The organism is Streptomyces sp. NPDC107765, assembly GCF_055657085.1.
The window spans coordinates 252,586-273,388 of the sequence record NZ_JBVKBL010000002.1 but is presented as its reverse complement, the minus strand read 5'-3'; the positions used below and the strand labels follow the sequence as shown (position 1 = coordinate 273,388).

Below are 20,803 nucleotides of genomic sequence, written 5' to 3'. Positions count from 1 at the left end.
TCGGCGGTCGCGTTCGTCACTCTCCGCGGCGGCCCTCCGGCATCGCCTCCAGATCCCGCAGCAGGTCCTGCAGTTCGGAGCGGATCCAGTCCCGGGTGGCGACCTCGCCCAGCCCCAGCCGCAGCGCCGCGATCTCCCGGGTCAGGTACTCCGTGTCGGCGATCGACCGCTCGTTGCGCTGGCGGTCCTGCTCGTGGGTGACCCGGTCCCGGTCGGCCTGGCGGTTCTGCGCCAGCAGGATCAGCGGCGCCGCGTACGACGCCTGCAGCGACAGCGCCAGGGTCAGGAAGATGAACGGGTAGCCGTCGAACCGCAGGTGGTCCGGTGCGGTCACGTTCCAGGTGATCCACACGATGATGGCAACGGTCATCCAGACGATGAAGCGCCCGGTCCCCAGGAAGCGGGCGATCTTCTCCGACAACCGCCCGAACGCCTCCGGGTCGTACTCCGGCAGGAACGTCCGGCGCGGCGTGCGCGGCACGTCCAGCCGCACCCGGGACCGTTCGGCGGCGCCGCGCCGCACCGCCGAGGCGCCGTTCGCCCGGGCGCGTTCGCGCGCGCCGTCCCGCTCCTCAGCGCCCATCCGGTGCCTCCGCCGGGCTCCCGGCGCCGGTCAGCCCGGCCGCTCCACCGGCGTACAGCTCGGACTCCCGCCAGTCGTCCGGCAGCAGGTGGTCCAGCACGTCGTCGACGGTCACCGCGCCGAGCAGGGCGCCGCTCTCGTCCACGACCGGCGCGGCGACCATGTTGTACGCCGCCAGATAGCCGGTCACCACCGGCAGCGGGGTGTCCGGCGGCAGGGGTGGCAGATCGGTGTCGACGATCGAGCTGACGAGGGTGAACGGCGGATCGCGCAGCAGCCGTTGGAAGTGCACCAGGCCCAGGTACTTGCCGGTCGGGGTCTCGTCGGGCGGCCGGCAGACGTACACCTGGGCGGCGAGCGCGGGGGAGAGGTCCGGGTCGCGGACCCGGGCCAGCGCGTCGGCGACCGTGGCGTCCGGGCGCAGCACGATCGGCTCGGTGGTCATCAGCCCGCCGGCGGTGCGCTCCTCGTAGGACATCAGCCGCCGCACGTCGGCGGCCTCCTCCGGCCGCATCAGGTCCAGCAGCCGCTCCTTGTCCTCGTCCGGCAGCTCGGAGAGCAGGTCGGCGGCGTCGTCCGGGTCCATCGCCTCCAGGACGTCGGCGACCCGTTCGTCCTTCAGCTTGCCGATGATCTCCAGCTGGTCGTCCTCCGGCAGCTCCTCCAGCACGTCGGCGAGCCGGGCGTCGTCCAGCGCCGCGGCGACCTCACCGCGCCGTTTGGCGGACAGGTGGTGCAGCACACCGGCGAGGTCGGCCGGCCGCAGCTGCTCGAAGGTGGCCAGCAGGCTCGCCGCGCCCTGGCCGTGCTCCTCCAGCGAGAAGCCGGTCACCGCCGACCACTCGACGGTCAGCGTCTCGCCCTTGCGGCGCAGCGCCCCACCCCTGCCCTTGCCCTTGCGGACGAAGACCTTCTCGATCTCCCAGTCGCGGCGGGCCGGCAGCCGGGTGATGCCGATGTCGAGGACGGTGGCCTCCTCGTCGGTCTCCACCAGCCGCACCCGCCGGTCCAGCAGCTCGCCGAGCACCAGGGTCTCCGAGGCCCGCTGCTCGAACCGCCGCATGTTGATCACTCCGGTGATCACGATCTGTCCGGACTCGATACCGGTCACCCGGGTCATCGGCACGAAGATCCGGCGCCGGCTGATCACCTCGACGACCAGCCCGAGCAGCCGCGGCGGGCGGGCGCCGACCCGCAGCAGCGCGACGAGGTCCCGCAGCCGGCCGACCGGGTCGCCGTTGGGGTCGAAGACGGCACTGCCGGAGAGGTGGGAGACGAAGACCCGGGGAGTCACCACTGCCATGCAGAGCGCCGCCCTTTCTCTCCCGTTTTCGCCGGAAACAAGGCATCAATTCGGGTTCAGGCTAACGCGCCCCGGCCCGCGCCGCCCCGGTGGAGGACGCCGTAGGGTGACCGCCACGCATCCCCCCGACGCACCCGTACGTCCCAGGTACGCTGCCGTACTGCTGTCGAGGTCACCCGCATCAGGAGGCACAGCCGACGTGAGCGCATTCCCCCCGGGGGCCCGCCCCCGACGCCTGCCCGGAGCCCGCCGTACGGGGCGCGCCGCGCTCGCGGGGGCGGTCTGCGCGGCACTGGCCGCGGGGCTGGCCGGCTGCGGCGCGGACGAGGACCCGGACGCCGGCACCAACGGCGTGGGGAAGCTGCCCCCGGCAAAGGTCCAGGCCAGGGCCCGGACCGCCGCCGAGCACGCCGGCACGGTCCACCTCACCGGCAACGTCGTCAGCAAGGGCCGTACGTACAAGCTCGACATGAGCCTGGCCGAGAACGGCGCCAAGGGCGAACTGACCACCCAGGCGGCCGCCTTCCAGCTGCTGCGGGTCGGCAGCGCGCTCTACCTCAAGGCGGACCCGTCCTTCTGGGCGGGCGAGAAGGGCGGCGCTTCCGGTGCGGCGCAGAAACTCGGCGGCAAATACGTCAAGGTGCCCGCCTCCGACCCGGTCTACCGGAAATTCAGCGGCTTCACCGACAAGGACACCCTGCTCGCCAGCCTGCTGGGGCTGCGCGGCAAGCTGACCGCCAAGGACCGCTCCACCGTCGGCGGCGTCCGCACCGTCCGGCTGGCCGCCGGGGCCGGCGCCGGCGGCGTCCTGGACGTCTCCCTGGAGGGCACGCCGTACCCGCTGCGGCTGCAGCGCGCGGGGGACGCGGGCGTGGTCCGGTTCGGCGACTGGGGCCGGCGGGTGGACCTCCAGGCGCCGGCGAAGGACCAGGTCGTCGACTACGGGTCGCGGATCTCCGGCGCGCACTGAGCGGCCGGGCCCGGACCGCGCCCCGGTGCCGTCCGGTCAGCCCTTGCGGCCGCGGCGCAGCAGCTTCGGCAGCGCCGCCGGGATCGGCCGGCGGGTGATCGCGGGGCTCGCCAGCGGCGGCGCGGCGTGCGAGTCCTCGGGCATCCGGCCGGGCCGCTGCTCGGCCGGTGCGTCCGCCGGCTCCAGCCGCAGCACCCGGCACTCGCGGGCCCAGCGCTCGGTGAGGGTGTCGGCGTCCGGTGCGTTGAGCCGCTTGCCCTTCAGCTCCTCGACGGCGGACTGCCAGACGTCGCCCTCCGGCGCCGCCTCGACGACCCTGGCCTGCCAGGCGACCAGCCGGCCGCCCTTGTCCTTGCTGCGTACGGTGACCGTCGCCGGGCCGCCGTCGGTCAGCCCGAGGTCCGCCAGCGGCTGCTCGCCGCTGCCGTCGCCCACGAGGCAGGCCGCGCCGTCGTGCCAGACGTGCCACAGCGCCCGGGCCGGGCCCGTCGTCCCCCGCACCCAGATGAGGCCGGACTTCTTCGTGGCCTCCTCGATGAGCGCCCGATCCTGCAGGGCCTGCGACACGGTCTCCGTCATACGACTCAGCCTAATGGGCCGTGCGGAACCCGCCGGTCCGCGCCCAGCTGGTGGAACGCGGGTGCGTCACAGCCACCCGTTCCGCTTGCTGTGCCCTTCGGGGGACAACCCCCGGACCCCCGGCGCTTACAGCCACCCGTTCCGCTTGAAGCCGCGGTGGATGCCGACGCAGATCGCGACGGTGACGACCAGCACCGCCGGATAGCCGTACTTCCACTTCAGCTCCGGCATGTAGGTGAAGTTCATGCCGTAGATGCCGGCGATCATCGTGGGTACCGCGAAGATCGCCGCCCAGGCCGTGATCTTGCGCATGTCCTCGTTCTGCGCCACCGCGGCCTGCGCGAGGTTGGCCTGCAGGATGGAGTTGAGCAGGTCGTCGAAGGACAGCACCTGCTCGTTGACCCGCGCGAGGTGGTCGGCGACGTCCCGGAAGTACTTCTGGATGTCGCAGTCGACCAGCCGCATCGGCCGCTCGCTGAGCAGCTGCATCGGCCGCAGCAGCGGCGACACCGCGCGCTTGAACTCCAGTACCTCGCGCTTGAGTTGGTAGATCCGCCCGGCGTCGCCGCCCTTCGCGGAGCTCTTGGTGCCGGTTCCCTTGCCGTTGGTGCCCGAGCTGAAGACGTCGATCTCCACCTCGTCGATGTCGTCCTGGACCGCGCCGGCCACCGCCATGTAGCCGTCGACCACCTGGTCGGCGATGGCGTGCAGGACCGCGGACGGCCCCTTGGCCAGCAGCTCCGGGTCGTCCTGCAGCCGGTGCCGCAGCGCCCGCAGCGAGCCCTGGCCGCCGTGCCGCACGGTCACGATGAAGTCCCGGCCGGTGAAGCACATCACCTCGCCGGTCTCCACGACCTCGCTGGTGGCGGTCAGCTCGGCGTGCTCGACGTAGTGGACGGTCTTGAAGACCGTGAACAGCGTGTCGTCGTAGCGCTCCAGCTTGGGCCGCTGGTGGGCGTGCACGGCGTCCTCGACGGCGAGCGGGTGCAGCCCGAACTCCTTGGCGATACCGGCGAATTCGGCCTCGGTGGGCTCGTGCAGCCCGACCCAGATGAAGCCGCCGTCGGCGCGTACGGAGGCCATCGCCTCGGCCGGGGTGACGTGGTCGCTCACCCGGCGGCCCTCGCGGTACACGCCGCAGTCGACGATGGCGCTGTTGGCGCAGGCCGGGGCGTTGCTCTCGGAACGGTACGGGGCGTCGTCGCGGCGTCGGGACGGGCGGACGGCGGCACGCAGGTCACGGATCATCGACATGGGCGGGCTCCTTCACGGGCCGGCCGTCAGCGCGGGGCGCGGGGGGCAACGCTGCCCGGAAGGTGGACGTAACCCGGGTCATCGGCGGTACGTCCGCAAAGCGGGCGGCGCTCCGTGCGGATGCTGACGGCGATTCGCAGAACACGGAACAAAGAGGCGAAGGCGCTCTTCCGTCATCTACACCCGGCGCAAAGGCGCTTTCCCGGTTTCGCCGCTCGGCGGCGGGGTACGGAAGCTCTCGATCAGGAGAGTGACTGAGCGAGGGGGATGACAGGAGAGCTATCGGTACTGCACGGTCGACTCGGATCCACCGCAGCCCCACCTCCTCCGGCCGGTCCCCGTTGGGGGACGAACGTCATTCCCTGACCAGACGGCAAGGCTATCAGCCGCCTGGCGCTGAACGGTGCCGCTTTGCCTGTTCCATACGAACAACGAAGCTGCCGCGCAGCGCAGTCACCGAGCGACGGTGGTCTGCCCTGCCCTGCCCTGCTCGAACGGAGCGGAGAGCTCGGCGCGAGCGGGGCGGCGGGCCGGCCATATGCTCGCGGCATGTCTGATGTTCTTGAGCTGGTCGAAGCCCGCCTGCGGACGAGCCTGGGCGAGCCGGACGCGCGCGCCGCCGTCACCTTCCTCGGCACCGACCGTATCGAGGTGCTCCGCTTCGTGGACGACCAGGTGGTGCGCTACGCCACGCTCGGGATGTCCGCCCAGCCGATGGCCGACCCGACGGCGGTGGTCGCGGATCCGCTCAAAGGCCCGCGCGCCGAGCTCGTGCTGTCGGTGAAGGCGGGCCGCGCCGACACCGACCAGGTGCTCCGCCCGCTCGCCGTGCTCGCCGCGTCCCCGCAGGTGGAGGGCGTGGTGGTGGCCCCCGGCGCCTCCCTCGACGTCGGTGAGCCGCTGTGGCCGGGCGCGCCCTTCACCTCGGTCCTGGTGGGCGAGCCGGGCGGGCTCGTGGAGGATCTGGAGCTGGACGCTCCGCTGGATCCCGTACGGTTCCTGCCGCTGCTGCCGATGACGCCGAACGAGGCCGCCTGGAAGCGGGTGCACGGCGCCCAGGCCCTCCAGGAGCGCTGGCTGGCGAACGGGACGGACCTGAGGGACCCGGCCCGTAAGTCCGTCCCGCTGGACGCCGCCCCGGAGTGAGCCGAGTGGGCAAGCTCACCAAACCCCGGTCGGCCGCGGTCAGTTGGCGAAGACCGTGACGCCGTCCTCGGTCGCGTGCTGCGGCTGGTGCTCCGCCGCCTCGTGGGTGAGCGCCCTGCGCCGTACGACGACCACCAGTGCGCCCAGCACCGCGGTGACCGCGGCGACCACGAACGGGATGTGGGGGTTGCTCCACTCCTCGATCTTCGGCGCGAAGTAGGGCGCTGCCGCGGCCGCGAACCAGCGGACGAAGTTGTAGCCGGCGCTCGCCACCGGGCGCGGGGCGTCCGACACGCCGAGGGCCAGTTCGGTGTAGACGGTGTTGTTCACCCCGATGAAGGCGCCGGACAGGATCGTGCAGACGACGGCCGCGGTGTGGTTGCCGTAGCCGAGGACGAGGACGTCCACGGCGAGCAGCACCAGCGAGCCGCCGAGCACCTTCAGCGAGCCGAACCGCGCCTGCATGCGCGGGGCCACGACCACCGAGAAGACCGCGAGCAGCACGCCCCAGGCGAAGAACACCGCGCCCGAGCGGTACGGCGTCATGTTCAGCACGAACGGCGTGAAGGCCAGCACCGTGAAGAACGCGTAGTTGTAGAAGAAGGCGGAGATCGCGGCCGAGGCGAGGCCGCCGTGGCCGAGTGCCTTGACCGGGTCGAGGAGCGAGGTCTTGCGGGCGGGCTTCGGCTGCTCCTTGAGGAACGCCGTGATGCACAGGAAGCCGATCGCCATGAGCGTGGCCGTGCCGAAGAAGGGGTAGCGCCAGCTGGCGTTGCCGAGGGCCGCACCGAGCAGCGGGCCGCAGGCCATGCCGAGGCCGAGCGCGGACTCGTAGAGCAGGATCGCCGCCGCGCTTCCTCCGGTCGCCGCTCCAACGATGACCGTGAGGGCGGTGGAGACGAAGAGCGCGTTGCCCAGCCCCCAGCCCGCCCGGAAGCCGACCAGTTGGCCGACCGAGTCCGACGTGCCGGCCAGGCCCGCGAAGACGACCACGAAGGCGAGGCCGAGCAGCAGGGTCCTGCGGCCGCCGATCCGGCTGGAGACGAAGCCGGTCAGCAGCATCGCGACGGCGGTGATCAGGAAGTACGAGGTGAACAGCAGGGAGACCTGGCTGTTGGTGGCGTGCAGGCCCCGGGCGATCGAGGGGAGGATCGGGTCGACCAGGCCGATGCCCATGAAGGCCACGACCGAGGCGCCGGCCGTGGCCCAGACGGCCTTCGGCTGGCGCAGCAGGGAGGTGCCGCCCTCGTCGAACGGATCGGCCGTCGTGCCGCCGCCGTGGCCACTGCTCGTGGTGCCGCTCATGCCGCGGTTCCCCTTCCGTTGCCGGAGATCGTTGACGTTTACATATATTAAGTTAGAAGCCCTAAAGGGTGCAATGGGCAACTAGTTTTTCGCGGGTGGGTGCGCGGGGCGCCGGAGCGGTCAAGTCCGGGGCGTGGCAAGTGATTCCGCCCACATCGGTCGGGTGATCGTCCTTGACGCGGCGGCGGGCCTGGAGGACCGTGGGTCCTTATGAGGGGCGAACCCAGTTGTCCGAAGTGCGGAGGCCGGGTGCGGGCGCCCGGTCTCTTCTCCGACACCTGGCAGTGCGCCCTGCACGGCACCGTGCATCCGCTCCAGCCGGTCGTCCCGCCGAGCGTCGAGGCGCTCGGCGTCGTCGTGCACCGCGCCCAGGTCCCCGTGTGGATGCCCTGGCCGCTGCCGGTCGGCTGGCTGTTCACCGGCGTGGCCTGCGCGGGCGACGACCGCAGCGGCGGCCGGGCGACCGCGGTGGCCTGCTCGGGCCCCGGACCGCTCGGCGGACCCGGTGAACTCCTCCTGGTCGCCGAGGAACTGGGCGTCGGACTCGGCGCGCGCTACGCCGGCATCGACGGCCCCGACCCCGGCCCCCACATGTCCGACGGCAAACCCGCGCACGGGAAGGTGCTGGCCGCCGGCCGCCCCACCCCGCTCTGGCACGTCGACGGTGCGCCGCCGGACCGCGCGGTCTTCGCCGGCGAGGCGCGCGGGCTGTGGCTGTGGGCGATCGCCTGGCCCGAGCAGTCCGGGCTGCTGATGTACGACGAACTCGTGCTGACGGACCTGCGCGAGGCGGGCGCCGAGGTGGACCTGCTGCCCTGCGGGGCGCTCTCCCCGCGCATCCTGAGCTGACCGGGCCGGCCGTCCGGGGAGGGGCGCCGCCCGGCGGCGCGGGCCGGGCCGTCCGCGGCCCGGTTATCCTTCTGAGGTCCCCCGTCCGTCCCGCAGCAGTCTGGAGTCCGCGTCGTGCGCATCGATCTGCACACCCACTCCACGGCTTCCGACGGTACGGACACCCCGGCCGAGCTGGTGCGCGGCGCCGCGGCCGCCGGGCTGGACGTGGTCGCACTGACCGACCACGACACCGTCGCCGGCCACGCCGAGGCGCGGGCCGCGCTGCCCGAGGGGCTGACGCTGGTCACCGGCGCCGAACTCTCCTGCCGGCTCGACGGCGTGAGCCTCCATATGCTCGCCTACCTCTTCGACCCCGAGGAGCCCGAACTCGCCCGCGAGCGGGAGCTGGTCCGCGACGACCGGGTGCCACGGGCCCGGGCCATGGTCGGCAAGCTGCGCGAGCACGGCATCCCGGTCACCTGGGAGCAGGTCGCACGGATCGCCGGCGACGGCGCCGTGGGCCGTCCGCACCTCGCCACCGCCCTCATGGAGCTGGGCGTCGTCGACTCCGTCAACGACGCCTTCGCGTCCTGGCTCGCCAGCGACGGCCCGGCGTACGTGGAGAAGCACGAGCTCGACCCGTTCGACGCGATCCGGCTGGTCAAGGCCGCGGGCGGGGTCACCGTCTTCGCGCACCCGCTGGCCGTCAAGCGCGGCAGGTGCGTACCGGAGAGCGCGATCGGCGAGCTCGCCGCGGCCGGGCTGGACGGCATCGAGGTCGACCACATGGACCACGACGCGCCGACCCGCGCCCGGCTGCGCGGGATGGCCGCCGACCTCGGTCTGCTGACCACCGGCTCCAGCGACTACCACGGCAGCCGCAAGACCTGCAGCCTCGGTGACTGCACCACCGACCCCGAGGTCTACGGGGAGATCGTGCGCCGCGCCACCGGCGCCTTCCCCGTCCCCGGCGCGGGCGGCTGAGCCCGCCGCGGAACGCCGGCCGCCGCGCCGCACCGACCGCGCGCGACGCCGTTCCGCGGGTCCGCGGGCCGGCCCCCGCCGCCCGGCCCGCCAACTCCTCCCTTCCCCTCCTCCTTCCGTTTCCGCTTCCTGGCGCCCTCCCGGACCCGCGCGCGCCGCGCGCCGGCCCGTGGCCGTCCCGATCCGCTCGTCCGTACCTCCTCTCGCAAGGCCAGCACCATGTTCGACGTCGCCGTCTTCAGTACCCTTTTCGTCACGCTTTTCGTGATCATGGACCCGCCGGGGATCACCCCGATCTTCCTCGCCCTCACCTCCGGCCGGCCGGCCAAGGTCCAGCGCCGGATGGCCTGGCAGGCCGCCGCCGTCGCCTTCTGCGTGATCGCCGTCTTCGGGCTCTTCGGCCGGCAGATCCTCGGCCGGCTGCACATCTCGACGCCCGCGCTGATGATCGCGGGCGGGCTGCTGCTCCTGCTGGTGGCGCTGGACCTGCTGACCGGGAAGTCGGAGGAGCCGACCCAGACCAAGGACGTCAATGTCGCGCTGGTGCCGCTGGGCATGCCGCTGCTCGCCGGGCCCGGCGCGATCGTGTCGGTGATCCTCGCCGTGCAGCACGCCCACGGGTTCGCGGCCCAGCTCTCCGTATGGGTGGCGATCGCGGCGATCCATGTGGTGCTGTATCTGGTGATGCGGTTCTCGCTGGTGATCATCCGTGTGATCAAGGACGGCGGAGTGGTCCTGGTGACCCGGCTGGCGGGCATGATGCTGTCCGCGCTGGCCGTGCAGCAGATCATCAACGGCGTGCTGCAGGTCGTCCAGGCGGCCTGAGCGGCGGCCCCCTACGGCAGCGCCCCCGTACGGCATGTTCCGTACGGGGGCGGTGCGGCATCGGTGGCCTGTCGGCGGCCAGGGTTTAACGGGCGATGGTGTCGGCCGGGCGGATGTAGATGCGCTGGCCGGTTGCGGCGGCCTGCTGCACGATCCGGTTGACGGAGGCGGCGTCCACGACGGTGCTGTCCACGGCCGTGCCGTCGACATCGTCCAGGCGCATGATCTCGAAGCGCATCAGGCTTCTCCCTTCGTCGGAATCCTCCTGCGGAGAACGTGAGTGGTGCGGATCGCCAGGCCTCGTCGCCCGCCGTCCGTACAGGTACAACGACCCGCACCCTGCAATCATTCCCTACGCTAAAGAAATTTTTTGACGGTCTAAATACTCGCAGGTAGAGCGGTTGTGCCCGCCGAGCCGACGCCCGGACAATGGGTCCGGTATGAACGACCTCCAGCCCCCGGGCCCCACCGACCTCGCCGCGCTCGCCGCCGGGATGGCGCGCACCAACGAGCTGCTCGCCCGGGTCCTCAGGAAGGTCGGCACGACCCCTTCCGTGCATGCCGCCTTCGTCGACGCCGGCTACGTCTACGCCGCCTCCGGGAGGCTCGTCGCCGGCACCGAGGACCGCAAGGGCTTCGAACTCGACGCCGAAGGGATCATCGAGGCCTTCATCGACCGGGCCCGGACGATCTTCCCGGACAGCCGGCTGCTGCGGGTCTACTGGTACGACGGCGCCCGCCGCCGCCTCCACACCCCCGAGCAGCAGCGGATCGCCGAGCTGCCGGACGTGAAGGTCAGGCTCGGCAACCTCAACGCCAACAACCAGCAGAAGGGCGTCGATTCCCTGATCCGCTCGGACCTGGAGTCGCTGGCCCGGCACCGGGCGATCACCGACGCGGTGCTCATCGGCGGCGACGAGGACCTGGTCTCCGCGGTCGAGGCGGCCCAGGGCTACGGCGCCCGGGTCCACCTGTGGGGCATCGAGGCGCCGGCCGGCCGCAACCAGGCCGAACCCCTGCTGTGGGAGGCCGACAGCACCCGCGTCTTCGACCTGGACTTCTGCAAGCCCTACGTCACCCGGCGGACCGGCATCGACGCCGCCGAGCAGGCCGGCGGCGAGAGCCCGGCGCCCGGCCGGGAGGAGGTCCGCTTCGTCGGGGCCCGGGTCGCCGCCCAGTGGCTGTCGGAGCGCGGCCGGGAATGGGCGGTCGGGCTGCTGCCCGGACATCCCTACCTCCCCGGGTCCGTCGACCAGGAGCTGCTGACCGCCGCCGAGGCACTGCTGCACCACTCCCTGCGCGGCCACGCCGACCTGCGCCGGGTGCTGCGGGACGGCTTCTGGGAGCACGTACAGGGACAGCTCTAGACGAGCCCCCGGGGTGGCCGAGGGCGGTTCAGGCCCGGGCGAGGAGTCCCGCCAGCCGGTCGAAGAAGCTCGTCCAGCCCGCCTCAGCCTGCTGGTACTGCTCCGGAGTGAGGTTGCCGCCGAGCTGCCGGAAGGCCATCTCCGTCCGGTCCCCGAGATCGCTCAGGGTCACCCTGATCAGCTCGCCCTCCGAACTGCTCGGCGCATAGGCGTCGTTGAGCGTGAACTCCAGCGCCTCCGGCGGCACGACCTCCCGGTACACCCCGGAGAACGGCAGCTCACTGCCGTCCGGGGAGTGCATGACCAGACTCCACGACCCACCCGGCCGGACGTCCATCGTCATCCGCTCGACCGGCACCGTCAGCTCCCCGCCGAACCAGTACGCGAAGTGCGCGGGCGTGGTCCAGGCCGCGAAGACCAGGTCGCGGCGGGCGTCGAAGGTGCGGGTCAGCGCGATGCCGTGCGGGTCGTCCTGGGGGTTCTCGGTCATGTCGGGCCCTTCGTCGGCAGCCGGTGCCGGACGGGCCGCACCGGCCCGCCCGCTTCCTTTCGATGCTCGCCGAACCGTCCGGCGCTGTCCCGACGACACCCCGGGGGCGCCAGGGCCCGTCCGATGGGTCGGGCCCTACCCCACCCCGCTCCAGAAACCCGTCAGCGCCTCGGCGGTCTTCTCCGGGCGTTCGACGTTGGGGGAGTGCTCGGCGCCCTCGATGACGGTGCGCCGGGCCGACAGCCGGCGCGCCATGTCGTCCATCGACGGCACCGGCCAGGCGTAGTCCAGCGCCCCGGAGACGACGTGCACGGGAAGCCCGGTACGGGCCAGCTGCGCCACCCGGTCGGGCTCCGCCAGCATCTGCCGGCCGGTCGCGATCAGCTGCTCGGGGACGGTGTTCAGCCAACGGCGGTGCAGGAACGCGCCGATCTCCGGCGGGGTCTCCGCGTCCGCCGCCTCCGGCGGGTCCAGCTCGCGCATCGCCCGCCAGACGTCCTCCATGCCGAGCGACCCGAGCGCGTCGATCAGCATCCGCACCCGGACCTGCTGGGACGTCTCGATGGCCGCCGGACCGGAGCTGAGCGCGGTCAGCGAACGGAACGGGGTGGCGTCGAGCAGCACCGCGGCCCGGGTGATCAGGCCGCCCAGCGAATGCCCGAGCAGATGCAGCGGGCCGTTCCCGGCCTGCTGCACGGCCCGCGCCTGGGCCAGTACGTCGAGCGCCAACTCCCGCTGCGCGTAAGCCCGTTCGTCCCGCGGGCCGGAGGACTCGTGCTGGCCGCGGCCGTCCAGCGCGACCGCCCGGAACCCGGCCGCGGCGAGCGGCGCCAGCAAGGCGATGAAGTCCTCCTTGCTGCCGGTGAAGCCGGGCACCAGCAGCGCGGTCCCGATCGGCGCACCGTCGGGCCGGGCGTCGTGCACGGCGAACTCGCCGCGGTCGGTGTCGAGTCGGTACGCGCGGGCGCACGGGGGCAGCGTGAGGGTGGGCGGCCTGCTCATGGGGTGAGGTTAACCGGACCGGGCCGGAAAACCGGGCCGGGACGCCGAACGACCCGGCACCCGCGGGGAGCGGGGCCGGGTCGTCCGGTCGATCGGGTCGTACGGCGTCAGTCGGCCGGCTGGGCGGCCGCGGCCTTACGGGTCCGGGTGCGCTTCGGCTTGGCCGGAGCCTCCTCGCCGTCCACGGCGGCGGGGGCCGCGGCCGCGGTCTTCTTGGCGGCAGCGGTCTTCGCCGCCGTCTTGCGCGTCCGCTTCGGCTTGGCCGGCACCTCGTCCGCGGCCTCGGCGGTCACCGCCGCGGCCTCGGGGGCCTCGGTGGCGGCCGGCTTGGCGGCGGCCTTGCGGGTGCGGGTGCGCTTCGGCTTGGCGGGGGCCTCGTCGGTGCCCTCGGCGGTGTCCACCGCGGCCTCGGCGGCCTCGGCGGTGGTGGCCTTGGCGGCGGCGGCCTTACGGGTCCGGGTGCGCGTCGGCTTGGCCGGAGCCTCCTCGGCCCCCTCGACGGTGTCCACCACGGCCTGGGCGGCTTCCTGCGCGACCGGCTCGGCCTCGGCGGCCTTGCGGGTCCGGGTACGGGTCCGCTTCGGCTTGGCCGGAGCCTCGGTCACCTCGGGCGCCGGGGCGACCGGGGCGGCCTCGGCCACCTCGACGGCGGCTTCCGCGGCCTCGGCCGGGGCGGCGCCCGCCACCGGGATCGTCGCCGCGGCCTGCCCGCTGCGGGTCCGCCGGCGCCGGCGCGGCTGGCGCGGCCCTGCGGACTCCTCAGCGGCCTCCGCGGTGCCCTCGGCGGCGTCGAGCGACCCGGTCGCCTTCGCCTCGGAAGCAGCCGGGCCGTCCAGCGACGCACCGCCGCGGGTACGGCGGCGCTGCCGCGGTGCACGGGTGCGCGGGGGACGCTCCTCCTCGACGGCCGCGCCCCGGCGGGGCCCGCGGCCGCGGCCGCCGGTCTCGCCCAGGTCCTCGACCTCTTCCGCGGCGAGCCCGGCCCGGGTGCGCTCGGCGCGCGGCAGCACGCCCTTGGTGCCCGCGGGGATGTGGAGCTGCTCGTAGAGGTGCGGCGAGGTGGAGTAGGTCTCCTCCGGCTCGTCGAACGGCAGGTCCAGCGCCTTGTTGATCAGCTTCCAGCGCGGGATGTCGTCCCAGTCGACGAGGGTGACCGCGGTGCCCTTGGCGCCCGCCCGGCCGGTGCGGCCGATGCGGTGCAGGTAGGTCTTCTCGTCCTCGGGCGACTGGTAGTTGACGACGTGGGTCACACCCTCGACGTCGATACCGCGGGCGGCGACGTCGGTGCAGACCAGGACGTCGACCTTGCCGTTGCGGAAGGCGCGCAGCGCCTGCTCGCGGGCGCCCTGGCCGAGGTCGCCGTGGACCGCGCCGGACGCGAAGCCGCGCCGGGAGAGCTGGTCGGCGATGTCGGCGGCGGTCCGCTTCGTCCGGCAGAACAGCATCGCCAGACCGCGGCCCTCGGCCTGCAGTATCCGCGAGACCAGCTCCGGCTTGTCCATGGAGTGCGCGCGGTAGACGTGCTGGGTGATGTTGGCGACCGTCGCACCCTCGTCGTCCGGCGCGGTGGCGCGGATGTGGGTCGGCTGCGACATGTAGCGGCGGGCCAGCGAGATGACCTGGCCGGGCATGGTCGCGGAGAACAGCATGGTCTGCCGCTTGGCCGGCAGCAGCTGGATGATCTTCTCGACGTCCGGCAGGAAGCCCAGGTCGAGCATCTCGTCGGCCTCGTCCAGGACGAGGGAGCGCACCTGCGAGAGGTTCAGCTTCTTCTGGCCCGCGAGGTCCAGCAGCCGGCCGGGCGTGCCGACGACCACGTCGACGCCCTTCTTCAGCGCCTCGACCTGGGGCTCGTAGGCCCGGCCGCCGTAGATCGCCAGCACCCGCACGTTGCGGACCTTGCCGGCGGTGAGCAGGTCGTTGGTGACCTGCTGGCACAGCTCACGGGTGGGGACGACGACGAGGGCCTGCGGCGCCTCGGTCAGCTGCTCGGGCTGCGCCCGGCCCGCCTCGACGTCCGCCGGGACGGTGACCCGCTCGATGAGCGGAAGTCCGAAGCCCAGGGTCTTGCCGGTGCCGGTCTTGGCCTGGCCGATGACGTCGTTGCCCGAGAGGGCGACGGGGAGCGTCATTTCCTGGATGGGGAAGGGGGAAACGATGCCGACAGCTTCCAGGGCCTCGGCGGTCTCGGGAAAAATCCCGAGGTCTCGGAACGTAGACAGAATCTTGCCTCTTCTGTGAGACGCGGCGTGAGGCGGCGAAGGGGGTCGTACCGCACCGTCGCACGGTTTCGTACGGGGCCGGCCAGATGGGGCCGGTGGCGCGGGACCACTGCCAACGCTCAGGCGCTCCTGCCGCGAGCGGTGTGCCTCCTGCTGTGCGTACGTCTCGTACGCGCCGCGGGGGAGGTCGGTCGGTTTGGAGCCGATCGGGCCACCGACCGGGCATCCGCTTCGTGGAACGACCCACCGATACTCGGCAGGTCCAATACCACTGTACCCCGGATACGGCGCCCCCATCCGAAGGCTTGTATGAGTGAGGAATACGTCACGTCCCCGAGCGGCGCCCGGACCCCGCTCCGGCGGACCGGTCGTACGGGTGAACGGAACTGGCTGACCAGGACCTTCCCCGAACCGCCGAGCGGGCTATTGTGCCGCCATGGGAACGCCTGACAACGCCGCGGCTGACGCGCAAGAACACACCGGGATCGCCGCCCAGGACTGGGCGCAGGCATCCGCCGACCCGCACTACCGGGCCGCCGTGATCGATCTGCTCGGCGCGCTCGCGTACGGCGAGCTGTCCGCCTTCGAGCGCCTGGCGGAGGACGCCAAGCTCGCGCCGACGATGGACGACAAGGCCGAGCTGGCCAAGATGGCCTCGGCCGAGTTCCACCACTTCGAGCGGCTGCGGGAGCGGCTGGCCCAGATCGAGGCCGAGCCCAACGAGGCCATGGAGCCGTTCGCCGCCGCCCTGGACGAGTTCCACCGCCAGACCGCACCGTCGGACTGGCTGGAGGGCCTGGTCAAGGCCTACGTGGGCGACTCGATCGCCAGTGACTTCTACCGCGAGGTCGCGGCCAGGCTGGACGCCGACACCCGCGATCTGGTGCTGGCGGTGCTGGACGACACCGGGCACGCGACCTTCGCCGTGGAGAAGGTGCGGGCGGCCATCGAGGCCGAGCCGCGGGTCGGCGGGCGGCTGGCCCTGTGGGCCCGCCGGCTGATGGGCGAGGCACTCTCGCAGGCCCAGCGGGTCGTCGCGGACCGCGACGCGCTCTCCACGATGCTGGTGGGCGGGGTCGCCGACGGCTTCGACCTGGCGGAGGTGGGCCGGATGTTCTCCCGGATCACCGAGGCGCACACCAAGCGGATGGCGGCGCTGGGCCTGGCGGCCTGACACACGGCGTACGAAGGAGGGGCCGCCGGGCGCTTCAGGCCGTCCGGTGCCCCTTCAGCGTCGCGGCCGGCCGCCGAAGACGGCTGCGCGGCGGGCGCACCAGGACCGACAGCAGCGCCGCGCCCAGGGCGACCGCGGCGAGCATCACCTGGACGGGATGCCCGGGGCCGAGGATCGAGCGGGTCAGCAGCGCGCCGAGCAGGGCCGCGACCGGGCCGGTGGCCAGGGTGAGACCGCGCGCGGGGAAGCGGTCGGGCAGTCGGCGCATGGCGAAGACCGCGATGGCGAGGCCGATGGCCACAGCTCCGAGCGCTTCGAAGATCATGCTCTTCCCTTCCACGATCCGTGCGGGCTTCGGGCACCACGCGGCTGGCGCGGTGCGCCGATCCGTCGGGCGAACAAATCGGTCGTAGGCGGTCGTACCCAGGGGGCGGCGGCAGCAACCCTCGGCGCGCCGGCCCGCTGCCCGATCAGCGCAGCGGGCCGGCCGGGCGCCGACCAGGACGAACGGGAAAAGGCGGCGGCCCGGGGGAACGCGTCCCCCGGGCCGCCGCCCTCTTCGCTCCGCGGGCGCCGCGCGCGGCGCCCGTCGATCAGAGCGCGCCGAACCCGACCTTGCGGCCGGCCGGCTCGCCGATCTCGACATAGGCCAGCCGGTCCGCCGGGATCAGGACCTTGCGGCCGTGTTCGTCCGCCAGCTTCAGCAGCTCCGACTTTCCGGCCAGCGCCTCGGCCACCGCCCGCTCGACCTCTTCAGCAGACTGCCCGCTCTCGAGAACGATCTCGCGGGGCGCGTGCTGCACGCCGATCTTGACCTCCACGGCTTATGTCCCTCCGACGGTCTGCAGGTCCCCCAGCACCGCTGGGGGGAGGATGCGCGGCCATCCGCGCCGTACGCAGCACACATTAGCCCGGTACGGGGACGCACAGGACGCCGTGGACCACGCCCGCAGCGAACAGGGTCAGTGCGTGTCGCTGCCGTGCAGCGGGAAGCCGGCGATGCCCTTCCAGGCGAGCGACGTCAGCAGCGCCACCGCGGTGTCCCGCGGGACCGTGCTCCCGGAGGAGAGCCAGTACCGCGCCACCACCTGGGAAACTCCGCCCAGGCCCACCGCGAGCAGCATCGACTCGTCCTGCGACAGGCCGGTGTCCTCGGCGATCACCGCGCTTATGGCCTCGGCGCACTCCAGCGACACCTTGTCCACCCGCTCGCGGACCGCCGGCTCGTTGGTCAGGTCCGACTCGAAGACCAGCCGGAAGGCGCCGCCCGGATCCTCCACGTACGCGAAGTAGGCGTCCATCGTCGCCGCGACCCGCTGCTTGTTGTCGGTGGTCGACGCCAGCGCCGAACGCACCGAGTGCAGAAGCGCCTCGCAGTGCTGGTCCAGCAGCGCGAGGTAGAGCTCCAGCTTCCCGGGGAAGTGCTGGTAGAGCACCGGCTTGCTGACGCCGGCCCGCTCGGCGATGTCGTCCATGGCCGCGGCGTGGTAGCCCTGTGCGACGAAAACCTCCTGGGCCGCACCCAGAAGCTGGTTCCGCCGGGCGCGGCGTGGCAGGCGTGTGCCCCGCGGGCGCGCCGCCTCGGTCTGCTCGATGGCGCTCACGCTGCCTCCCAGAAATCGTTCCGTACGCGGCCAGTACAAGGTGGTGCACCGCGCCCGCCATCGTACTTTTGGGTAACCCGCCTGTGCGCGGTCCGGGCCGAGAATTTCTCTCCGGCCCCGGCGTGCCAATGCGACATAACGCCCCAGGTCATCGGTATTCGTCTTCGTTCAGTTCGACGACCCGGGCCTGTTCGGCGAGGTCCGCCTCGTTCGCGACGGCCGGGTCGATGCCGTTCAGCGCCTCGTCGCGCTGCGGTGCGAGATCGGCGTACTGCTCCTGGGCGTCCGCCTCCGGCGCCTCCACGTCGAATTCGGCGGTGTCGCTGTCGTCCACGAAAGTGTCCGGGTCTGTCGGGTCGACACGCATGATGACTGCCTTTCTCGGTGCTTTCTCGCGTGCTCGTTGGTCGGCTGGTGCCTGGCAGGAAAGCAGGGTCAGGGGTGGCCCGCCCCTGCCTACGAGCGTAGGAGAGCGGCCGCGACGGCGCGATGCGGTGTGTGACCGCGAACACACGATCGGGGGTGTGATCGTCTCGTAACATCGACTCCATGTCTTCGACCGAGTCGCCGGACACCGCCACCACCGCCCTCCCGGTGCCCCCCGCCGGCCCCGGTCGGCCCGGCGCGGCGGAGACGGTGCGCACCGTGATCCTGCCGGACCTGACGCTCACCGTACGGGCGCCGGAAGGGCGGCCCGAGGGCCGGGGTGCCGGCGGGGCGGGGGCGGCCCGGGACCGCGAACCCGCGCTCTACGTCCACGGCCTCGGCGGCTCCTCGCAGAACTGGTCGGGGCTGATGCCGCTGCTCGCCGACCGGCTGGACGGCGAAGCGCTCGATCTGCCCGGCTTCGGGCACTCCCCGCCGCCGGGTGACGGCAACTACTCCGTCTCCGCGCAGGCCCGCGCGGTGATCCGGTACCTCGACGCGGCCGACCGCGGCCCGGTCCACCTCATCGGCAACTCCATGGGCGGCACGACCGCCACCCGCGTGGCCGCCGCCCGGCCGGACCTGGTCCGCACCCTCACGCTGATCTCCCCGGCCCTGCCCGAACTGCGGCCGCAGCGCACGGCGGTGCCCACCGCACTGCTCGCCGTGCCCGGCGTCGCCACCCTCTTCGCCCGGCTCACCCGCGACTGGACCGCCGAGGACCGCACCCGTGCGGTGCTGTCGCTCTGTTACGGCGACCCCGGCAGGGTGACCCCGGAGGGGTTCGACACCGCGGCCGCCGAGTACGCCCGGCGGCTCGAACTCCCTTATTTCTGGGAGGTGATGGAGCGCTCGGCGCGTGCGCTGGTGAACGCGTACACGCTCGGCGGGCAGCACAATTTGTGGCGGCAGGCCGAACGCGTGCTCGCCCCCACCCTTCTCGTCTACGGTGGACGCGACCGCCTGGTCTCCCTCCGGATGGCCCGGCGGGCGGCCGCGGCGTTCCGCGGTTCACGGCTGCTGACACTGCCGGAGGCGGGGCACGTGGCGATGATGGAGTACCCGGAGGCGGTGGCGCGCGCCGTCCGCGAGCTGCTCGATTCCGGGATGACCGAAGTGACCGCTGAACCGGGCAGGAGCTGACACGCCCCGTGGGACGTCATAGCCGCCGAGACCGGCCGGAGGCCGAAGACCCCTCGCAGTCCGCGGCGCCGCCCGGCCAGAGCCCGCCGGCCGGCCGGGCACCCGCCCCCGGCCCCGGCCCGGGGCGCCGCCGGCGCGAGCCGGCCGGAGGCGACACGGTCCGCGGCGGCCACCCCGAACAGCGCGAACCGGGCGGTGCCTGGGGCGCGTTCCCGGGCGTACCGGTGTCCCCCAGGACACCCGGGACGGCAGCCGGACGCACCGCACCCGGGGCGCCCGGGCAGGCCGCGCCGCGCATTCCCCGGCCGCGCGCGGAGATGACCGGCGCACCGCAGATGGCCGTACCGGGCACCGGGCACGGCCCGCGGCGGGATTACGTGGACGCCTTCGACGCGGGATCGTTCCCCCGGCGGCCGGCCGGCCCCGGCGGCGCTCTCGACGCGGACGGCGCCGACGGCGCTGACGACGACGTGTTCCGGGCCGGCGCGCCCGGCGCCGTCCGTACGCCCGCCGCATCCGTGGCGTACGGCCGGCCGAACGCGGCGGGCGGCGCGGCGGGCGCACGGGTGCCCGAGCCCGCCGGGCCCGCGGACGGCGACCCCGACGACGACTTCGCGGGTGCGGACGCCGCCTTCGACGAGCCGCGGCACGGCGCCCGGAAGGGCGGCAAGAGCCGGACGTTCACCGGTGCGGCGGCCGCCGCGGTCACCACCGTGCTCGCCGTCGTCATCGCCGGCCAGGTCGCCGAGCAGCACAAGGACGGCGGCGACCCGCAGCCGCGCAGCGGCAACGACCGTACCGACGCGGCCGGTGACGAGGCCTCACGGTCGCAGTCCCGGCCCACCCAGGACGCCAAGCCCGGCGGCTACGACGAGCAGATGGCGCAGGTCTTCCCGCTGGACGCGCACGTCACCGCGAGCGGACGCTTCAAGCCGGTCGGCGGGAACGCCGAGGCGCCCGGCCGCGGCAAGGTGCTGCGCTACCGCGTCGACATCGAGGAGGGGCTGCCGCTGGACGGCGCGCTCTTCGCCGAGGCGGTGCACAAGACCCTGAACGACGACCGGAGTTGGGCGCACGGCGGACAGCGGACGTTCCAGCGCGTGGCCTCCGGCCCGGCCGACTTCGTGATCACCCTGGCGAGCCCGGGGACCACCGCGAAGTGGTGCGCCAAGTCCGGTCTCGACACGTTCGAGGAGAACGTCTCCTGCGACTCGGCGGCCACCGACCGGGTCATGATCAACGCCTACCGGTGGGCGCAGGGCGCGAAGACCTACGGGCGCGACAAGATGCACGCCTACCGCCAGATGCTGATCAACCACGAGGTCGGCCACCGGCTCGGGCACAACCACGAGAGCTGCCCCCGGCAGGGCGCGCTCGCCCCGGTGATGATGCAGCAGACGAAGTTCCTGACCACGGACGGCGTGACCTGCCGGCCCAACTCCTGGCCGTATCCCACCGCGCACTGAGCGGGCGCGCGGCGGCGTAGCGATCACATAGCGCGTCGAAACGCCCCAAGACGCGGAAAGTTACGTGCTTTCACCCCTTCCGGTGGCGCGACGGACAACCGTCCATCGCGCCACCGGGCCTTTTGCATA

The 20,803-nt window shown here is 73.0% G+C and carries 21 protein-coding genes and 1 pseudogene; 9 read left to right on the top strand and 13 right to left on the bottom strand.

The genetic code is table 11. The features are described 5' to 3' along the window. Positions 1-3 precede the first annotated feature (3 nt). A pseudogene (locus ACZ7MX_RS05680) lies at positions 4-583 on the bottom strand (DUF1003 domain-containing protein); the annotation flags it as partial. Then, positions 573-1,886 (bottom strand): magnesium transporter MgtE N-terminal domain-containing protein, encoded by a 1,314-nt coding sequence (locus ACZ7MX_RS05675; RefSeq protein ID WP_472129652.1) that lies wholly within the window; start codon positions 1,884-1,886, stop codon positions 573-575. The pseudogene ACZ7MX_RS05680 and the gene ACZ7MX_RS05675, both read right to left, overlap by 11 nt. Positions 1,887-2,085: 199 nt before the next feature. Between ACZ7MX_RS05675 and ACZ7MX_RS05670 the strand changes: the two genes are divergently transcribed. Then, a complete protein-coding gene (locus tag ACZ7MX_RS05670) occupies positions 2,086-2,856 on the top strand; it encodes a hypothetical protein (RefSeq protein WP_472129651.1) in 771 nt (256 codons plus the stop codon). A gap of 36 nt (positions 2,857-2,892) precedes the next feature. On the opposite strand, the gene ACZ7MX_RS05665 is transcribed toward ACZ7MX_RS05670, so the two are convergent. Further along, a complete protein-coding gene (locus ACZ7MX_RS05665) occupies positions 2,893-3,435 on the bottom strand; it encodes a hypothetical protein (protein ID WP_472129649.1) in 543 nt (180 codons plus the stop codon). 126 nt (positions 3,436-3,561) lie between these two features. Further along, complete coding sequence (locus tag ACZ7MX_RS05660; protein ID WP_472129647.1) at positions 3,562-4,689, bottom strand: magnesium and cobalt transport protein CorA; 1,128 nt, start codon at positions 4,687-4,689, stop codon at positions 3,562-3,564. Positions 4,690-5,238: 549 nt separating this feature from the next. Between ACZ7MX_RS05660 and ACZ7MX_RS05655 the strand changes: the two genes are divergently transcribed. Then, positions 5,239-5,835, top strand: coding sequence for a suppressor of fused domain protein (locus ACZ7MX_RS05655; RefSeq protein WP_472129645.1), 597 nt, complete (start codon positions 5,239-5,241; stop codon positions 5,833-5,835). A 39-nt stretch (positions 5,836-5,874) separates the two neighbouring features. On the opposite strand, the gene ACZ7MX_RS05650 is transcribed toward ACZ7MX_RS05655, so the two are convergent. Then, positions 5,875-7,140, bottom strand: a complete 1,266-nt coding sequence (locus tag ACZ7MX_RS05650; RefSeq protein WP_472129643.1) for an MFS transporter — start codon at positions 7,138-7,140, stop codon at positions 5,875-5,877. Positions 7,141-7,350: 210 nt separating this feature from the next. Between ACZ7MX_RS05650 and ACZ7MX_RS05645 the strand changes: the two genes are divergently transcribed. The 3 genes from ACZ7MX_RS05645 to ACZ7MX_RS05635 all read left to right on the top strand — a co-directional run bounded on the left by ACZ7MX_RS05645 (position 7,351) and on the right by ACZ7MX_RS05635 (position 9,780). After that, positions 7,351-7,989: a DUF6758 family protein gene (locus tag ACZ7MX_RS05645; protein ID WP_030413919.1), complete on the top strand. Its 639-nt coding sequence runs from the start codon at positions 7,351-7,353 to the stop codon at positions 7,987-7,989. Positions 7,990-8,103: 114 nt separating this feature from the next. After that, complete coding sequence (locus ACZ7MX_RS05640) at positions 8,104-8,955, top strand: PHP domain-containing protein (RefSeq protein WP_472129641.1); 852 nt, start codon at positions 8,104-8,106, stop codon at positions 8,953-8,955. A 219-nt stretch (positions 8,956-9,174) separates the two neighbouring features. Then, positions 9,175-9,780 carry a MarC family protein gene (locus tag ACZ7MX_RS05635; protein ID WP_472129639.1) on the top strand — a complete coding sequence of 202 codons (606 nt, stop codon included), beginning with the start codon at positions 9,175-9,177 and terminating at the stop codon, positions 9,778-9,780. An 85-nt stretch (positions 9,781-9,865) separates the two neighbouring features. Here ACZ7MX_RS05635 and ACZ7MX_RS05630 read toward each other — a convergent pair whose 3' ends face one another. Continuing rightward, positions 9,866-10,018 carry a hypothetical protein gene (locus ACZ7MX_RS05630; protein WP_472129637.1) on the bottom strand — a complete coding sequence of 51 codons (153 nt, stop codon included), beginning with the start codon at positions 10,016-10,018 and terminating at the stop codon, positions 9,866-9,868. 202 nt (positions 10,019-10,220) lie between these two features. Between ACZ7MX_RS05630 and ACZ7MX_RS05625 the strand changes: the two genes are divergently transcribed. After that, on the top strand, positions 10,221-11,147 hold the full coding sequence (locus ACZ7MX_RS05625) for an NYN domain-containing protein (protein ID WP_472129635.1): 927 nt from the start codon (positions 10,221-10,223) through the stop codon (positions 11,145-11,147). A 28-nt stretch (positions 11,148-11,175) separates the two neighbouring features. On the opposite strand, the gene ACZ7MX_RS05620 is transcribed toward ACZ7MX_RS05625, so the two are convergent. The 3 genes from ACZ7MX_RS05620 to ACZ7MX_RS05610 form a co-directional block, all read right to left on the bottom strand. Beyond that, positions 11,176-11,637: an SRPBCC family protein gene (locus tag ACZ7MX_RS05620; RefSeq protein ID WP_472129633.1), complete on the bottom strand. Its 462-nt coding sequence runs from the start codon at positions 11,635-11,637 to the stop codon at positions 11,176-11,178. Between the two features lie 135 nt (positions 11,638-11,772). Then, positions 11,773-12,639, bottom strand: a complete 867-nt coding sequence (locus tag ACZ7MX_RS05615; RefSeq protein WP_472129631.1) for an alpha/beta fold hydrolase — start codon at positions 12,637-12,639, stop codon at positions 11,773-11,775. A 107-nt stretch (positions 12,640-12,746) separates the two neighbouring features. Continuing rightward, entirely contained in the window at positions 12,747-14,771 is a 2,025-nt protein-coding gene (locus ACZ7MX_RS05610; protein WP_472129629.1) for a DEAD/DEAH box helicase, read from the bottom strand. A 526-nt stretch (positions 14,772-15,297) separates the two neighbouring features. On the opposite strand from ACZ7MX_RS05610, the gene ACZ7MX_RS05605 reads away from it, so the two are divergent. Further along, complete coding sequence (locus ACZ7MX_RS05605; RefSeq protein WP_030804981.1) at positions 15,298-16,035, top strand: ferritin-like fold-containing protein; 738 nt, start codon at positions 15,298-15,300, stop codon at positions 16,033-16,035. Positions 16,036-16,069: 34 nt separating this feature from the next. On the opposite strand, the gene ACZ7MX_RS05600 is transcribed toward ACZ7MX_RS05605, so the two are convergent. From ACZ7MX_RS05600 to ACZ7MX_RS05585, 4 genes are all read right to left on the bottom strand, one after another. Next, complete coding sequence (locus ACZ7MX_RS05600; protein ID WP_472129627.1) at positions 16,070-16,360, bottom strand: hypothetical protein; 291 nt, start codon at positions 16,358-16,360, stop codon at positions 16,070-16,072. Between the two features lie 268 nt (positions 16,361-16,628). After that, a complete protein-coding gene (locus ACZ7MX_RS05595; protein WP_362140972.1) occupies positions 16,629-16,856 on the bottom strand; it encodes a DUF3107 domain-containing protein in 228 nt (75 codons plus the stop codon). A gap of 141 nt (positions 16,857-16,997) precedes the next feature. After that, positions 16,998-17,639 carry a TetR/AcrR family transcriptional regulator gene (locus ACZ7MX_RS05590; protein WP_265361239.1) on the bottom strand — a complete coding sequence of 214 codons (642 nt, stop codon included), beginning with the start codon at positions 17,637-17,639 and terminating at the stop codon, positions 16,998-17,000. A 148-nt stretch (positions 17,640-17,787) separates the two neighbouring features. Beyond that, on the bottom strand, positions 17,788-18,006 hold the full coding sequence (locus ACZ7MX_RS05585; RefSeq protein WP_362140974.1) for a hypothetical protein: 219 nt from the start codon (positions 18,004-18,006) through the stop codon (positions 17,788-17,790). Positions 18,007-18,188: 182 nt separating this feature from the next. On the opposite strand from ACZ7MX_RS05585, the gene ACZ7MX_RS05580 reads away from it, so the two are divergent. Together ACZ7MX_RS05580 and ACZ7MX_RS05575 are read left to right on the top strand one after the other, a co-directional pair. Then, positions 18,189-19,208 (top strand): alpha/beta fold hydrolase, encoded by a 1,020-nt coding sequence (locus ACZ7MX_RS05580; RefSeq protein WP_472129625.1) that lies wholly within the window; start codon positions 18,189-18,191, stop codon positions 19,206-19,208. An 8-nt stretch (positions 19,209-19,216) separates the two neighbouring features. Continuing rightward, complete coding sequence (locus ACZ7MX_RS05575; RefSeq protein ID WP_472129624.1) at positions 19,217-20,674, top strand: DUF3152 domain-containing protein; 1,458 nt, start codon at positions 19,217-19,219, stop codon at positions 20,672-20,674. The last annotated feature ends 129 nt before the right edge of the window (positions 20,675-20,803 follow it).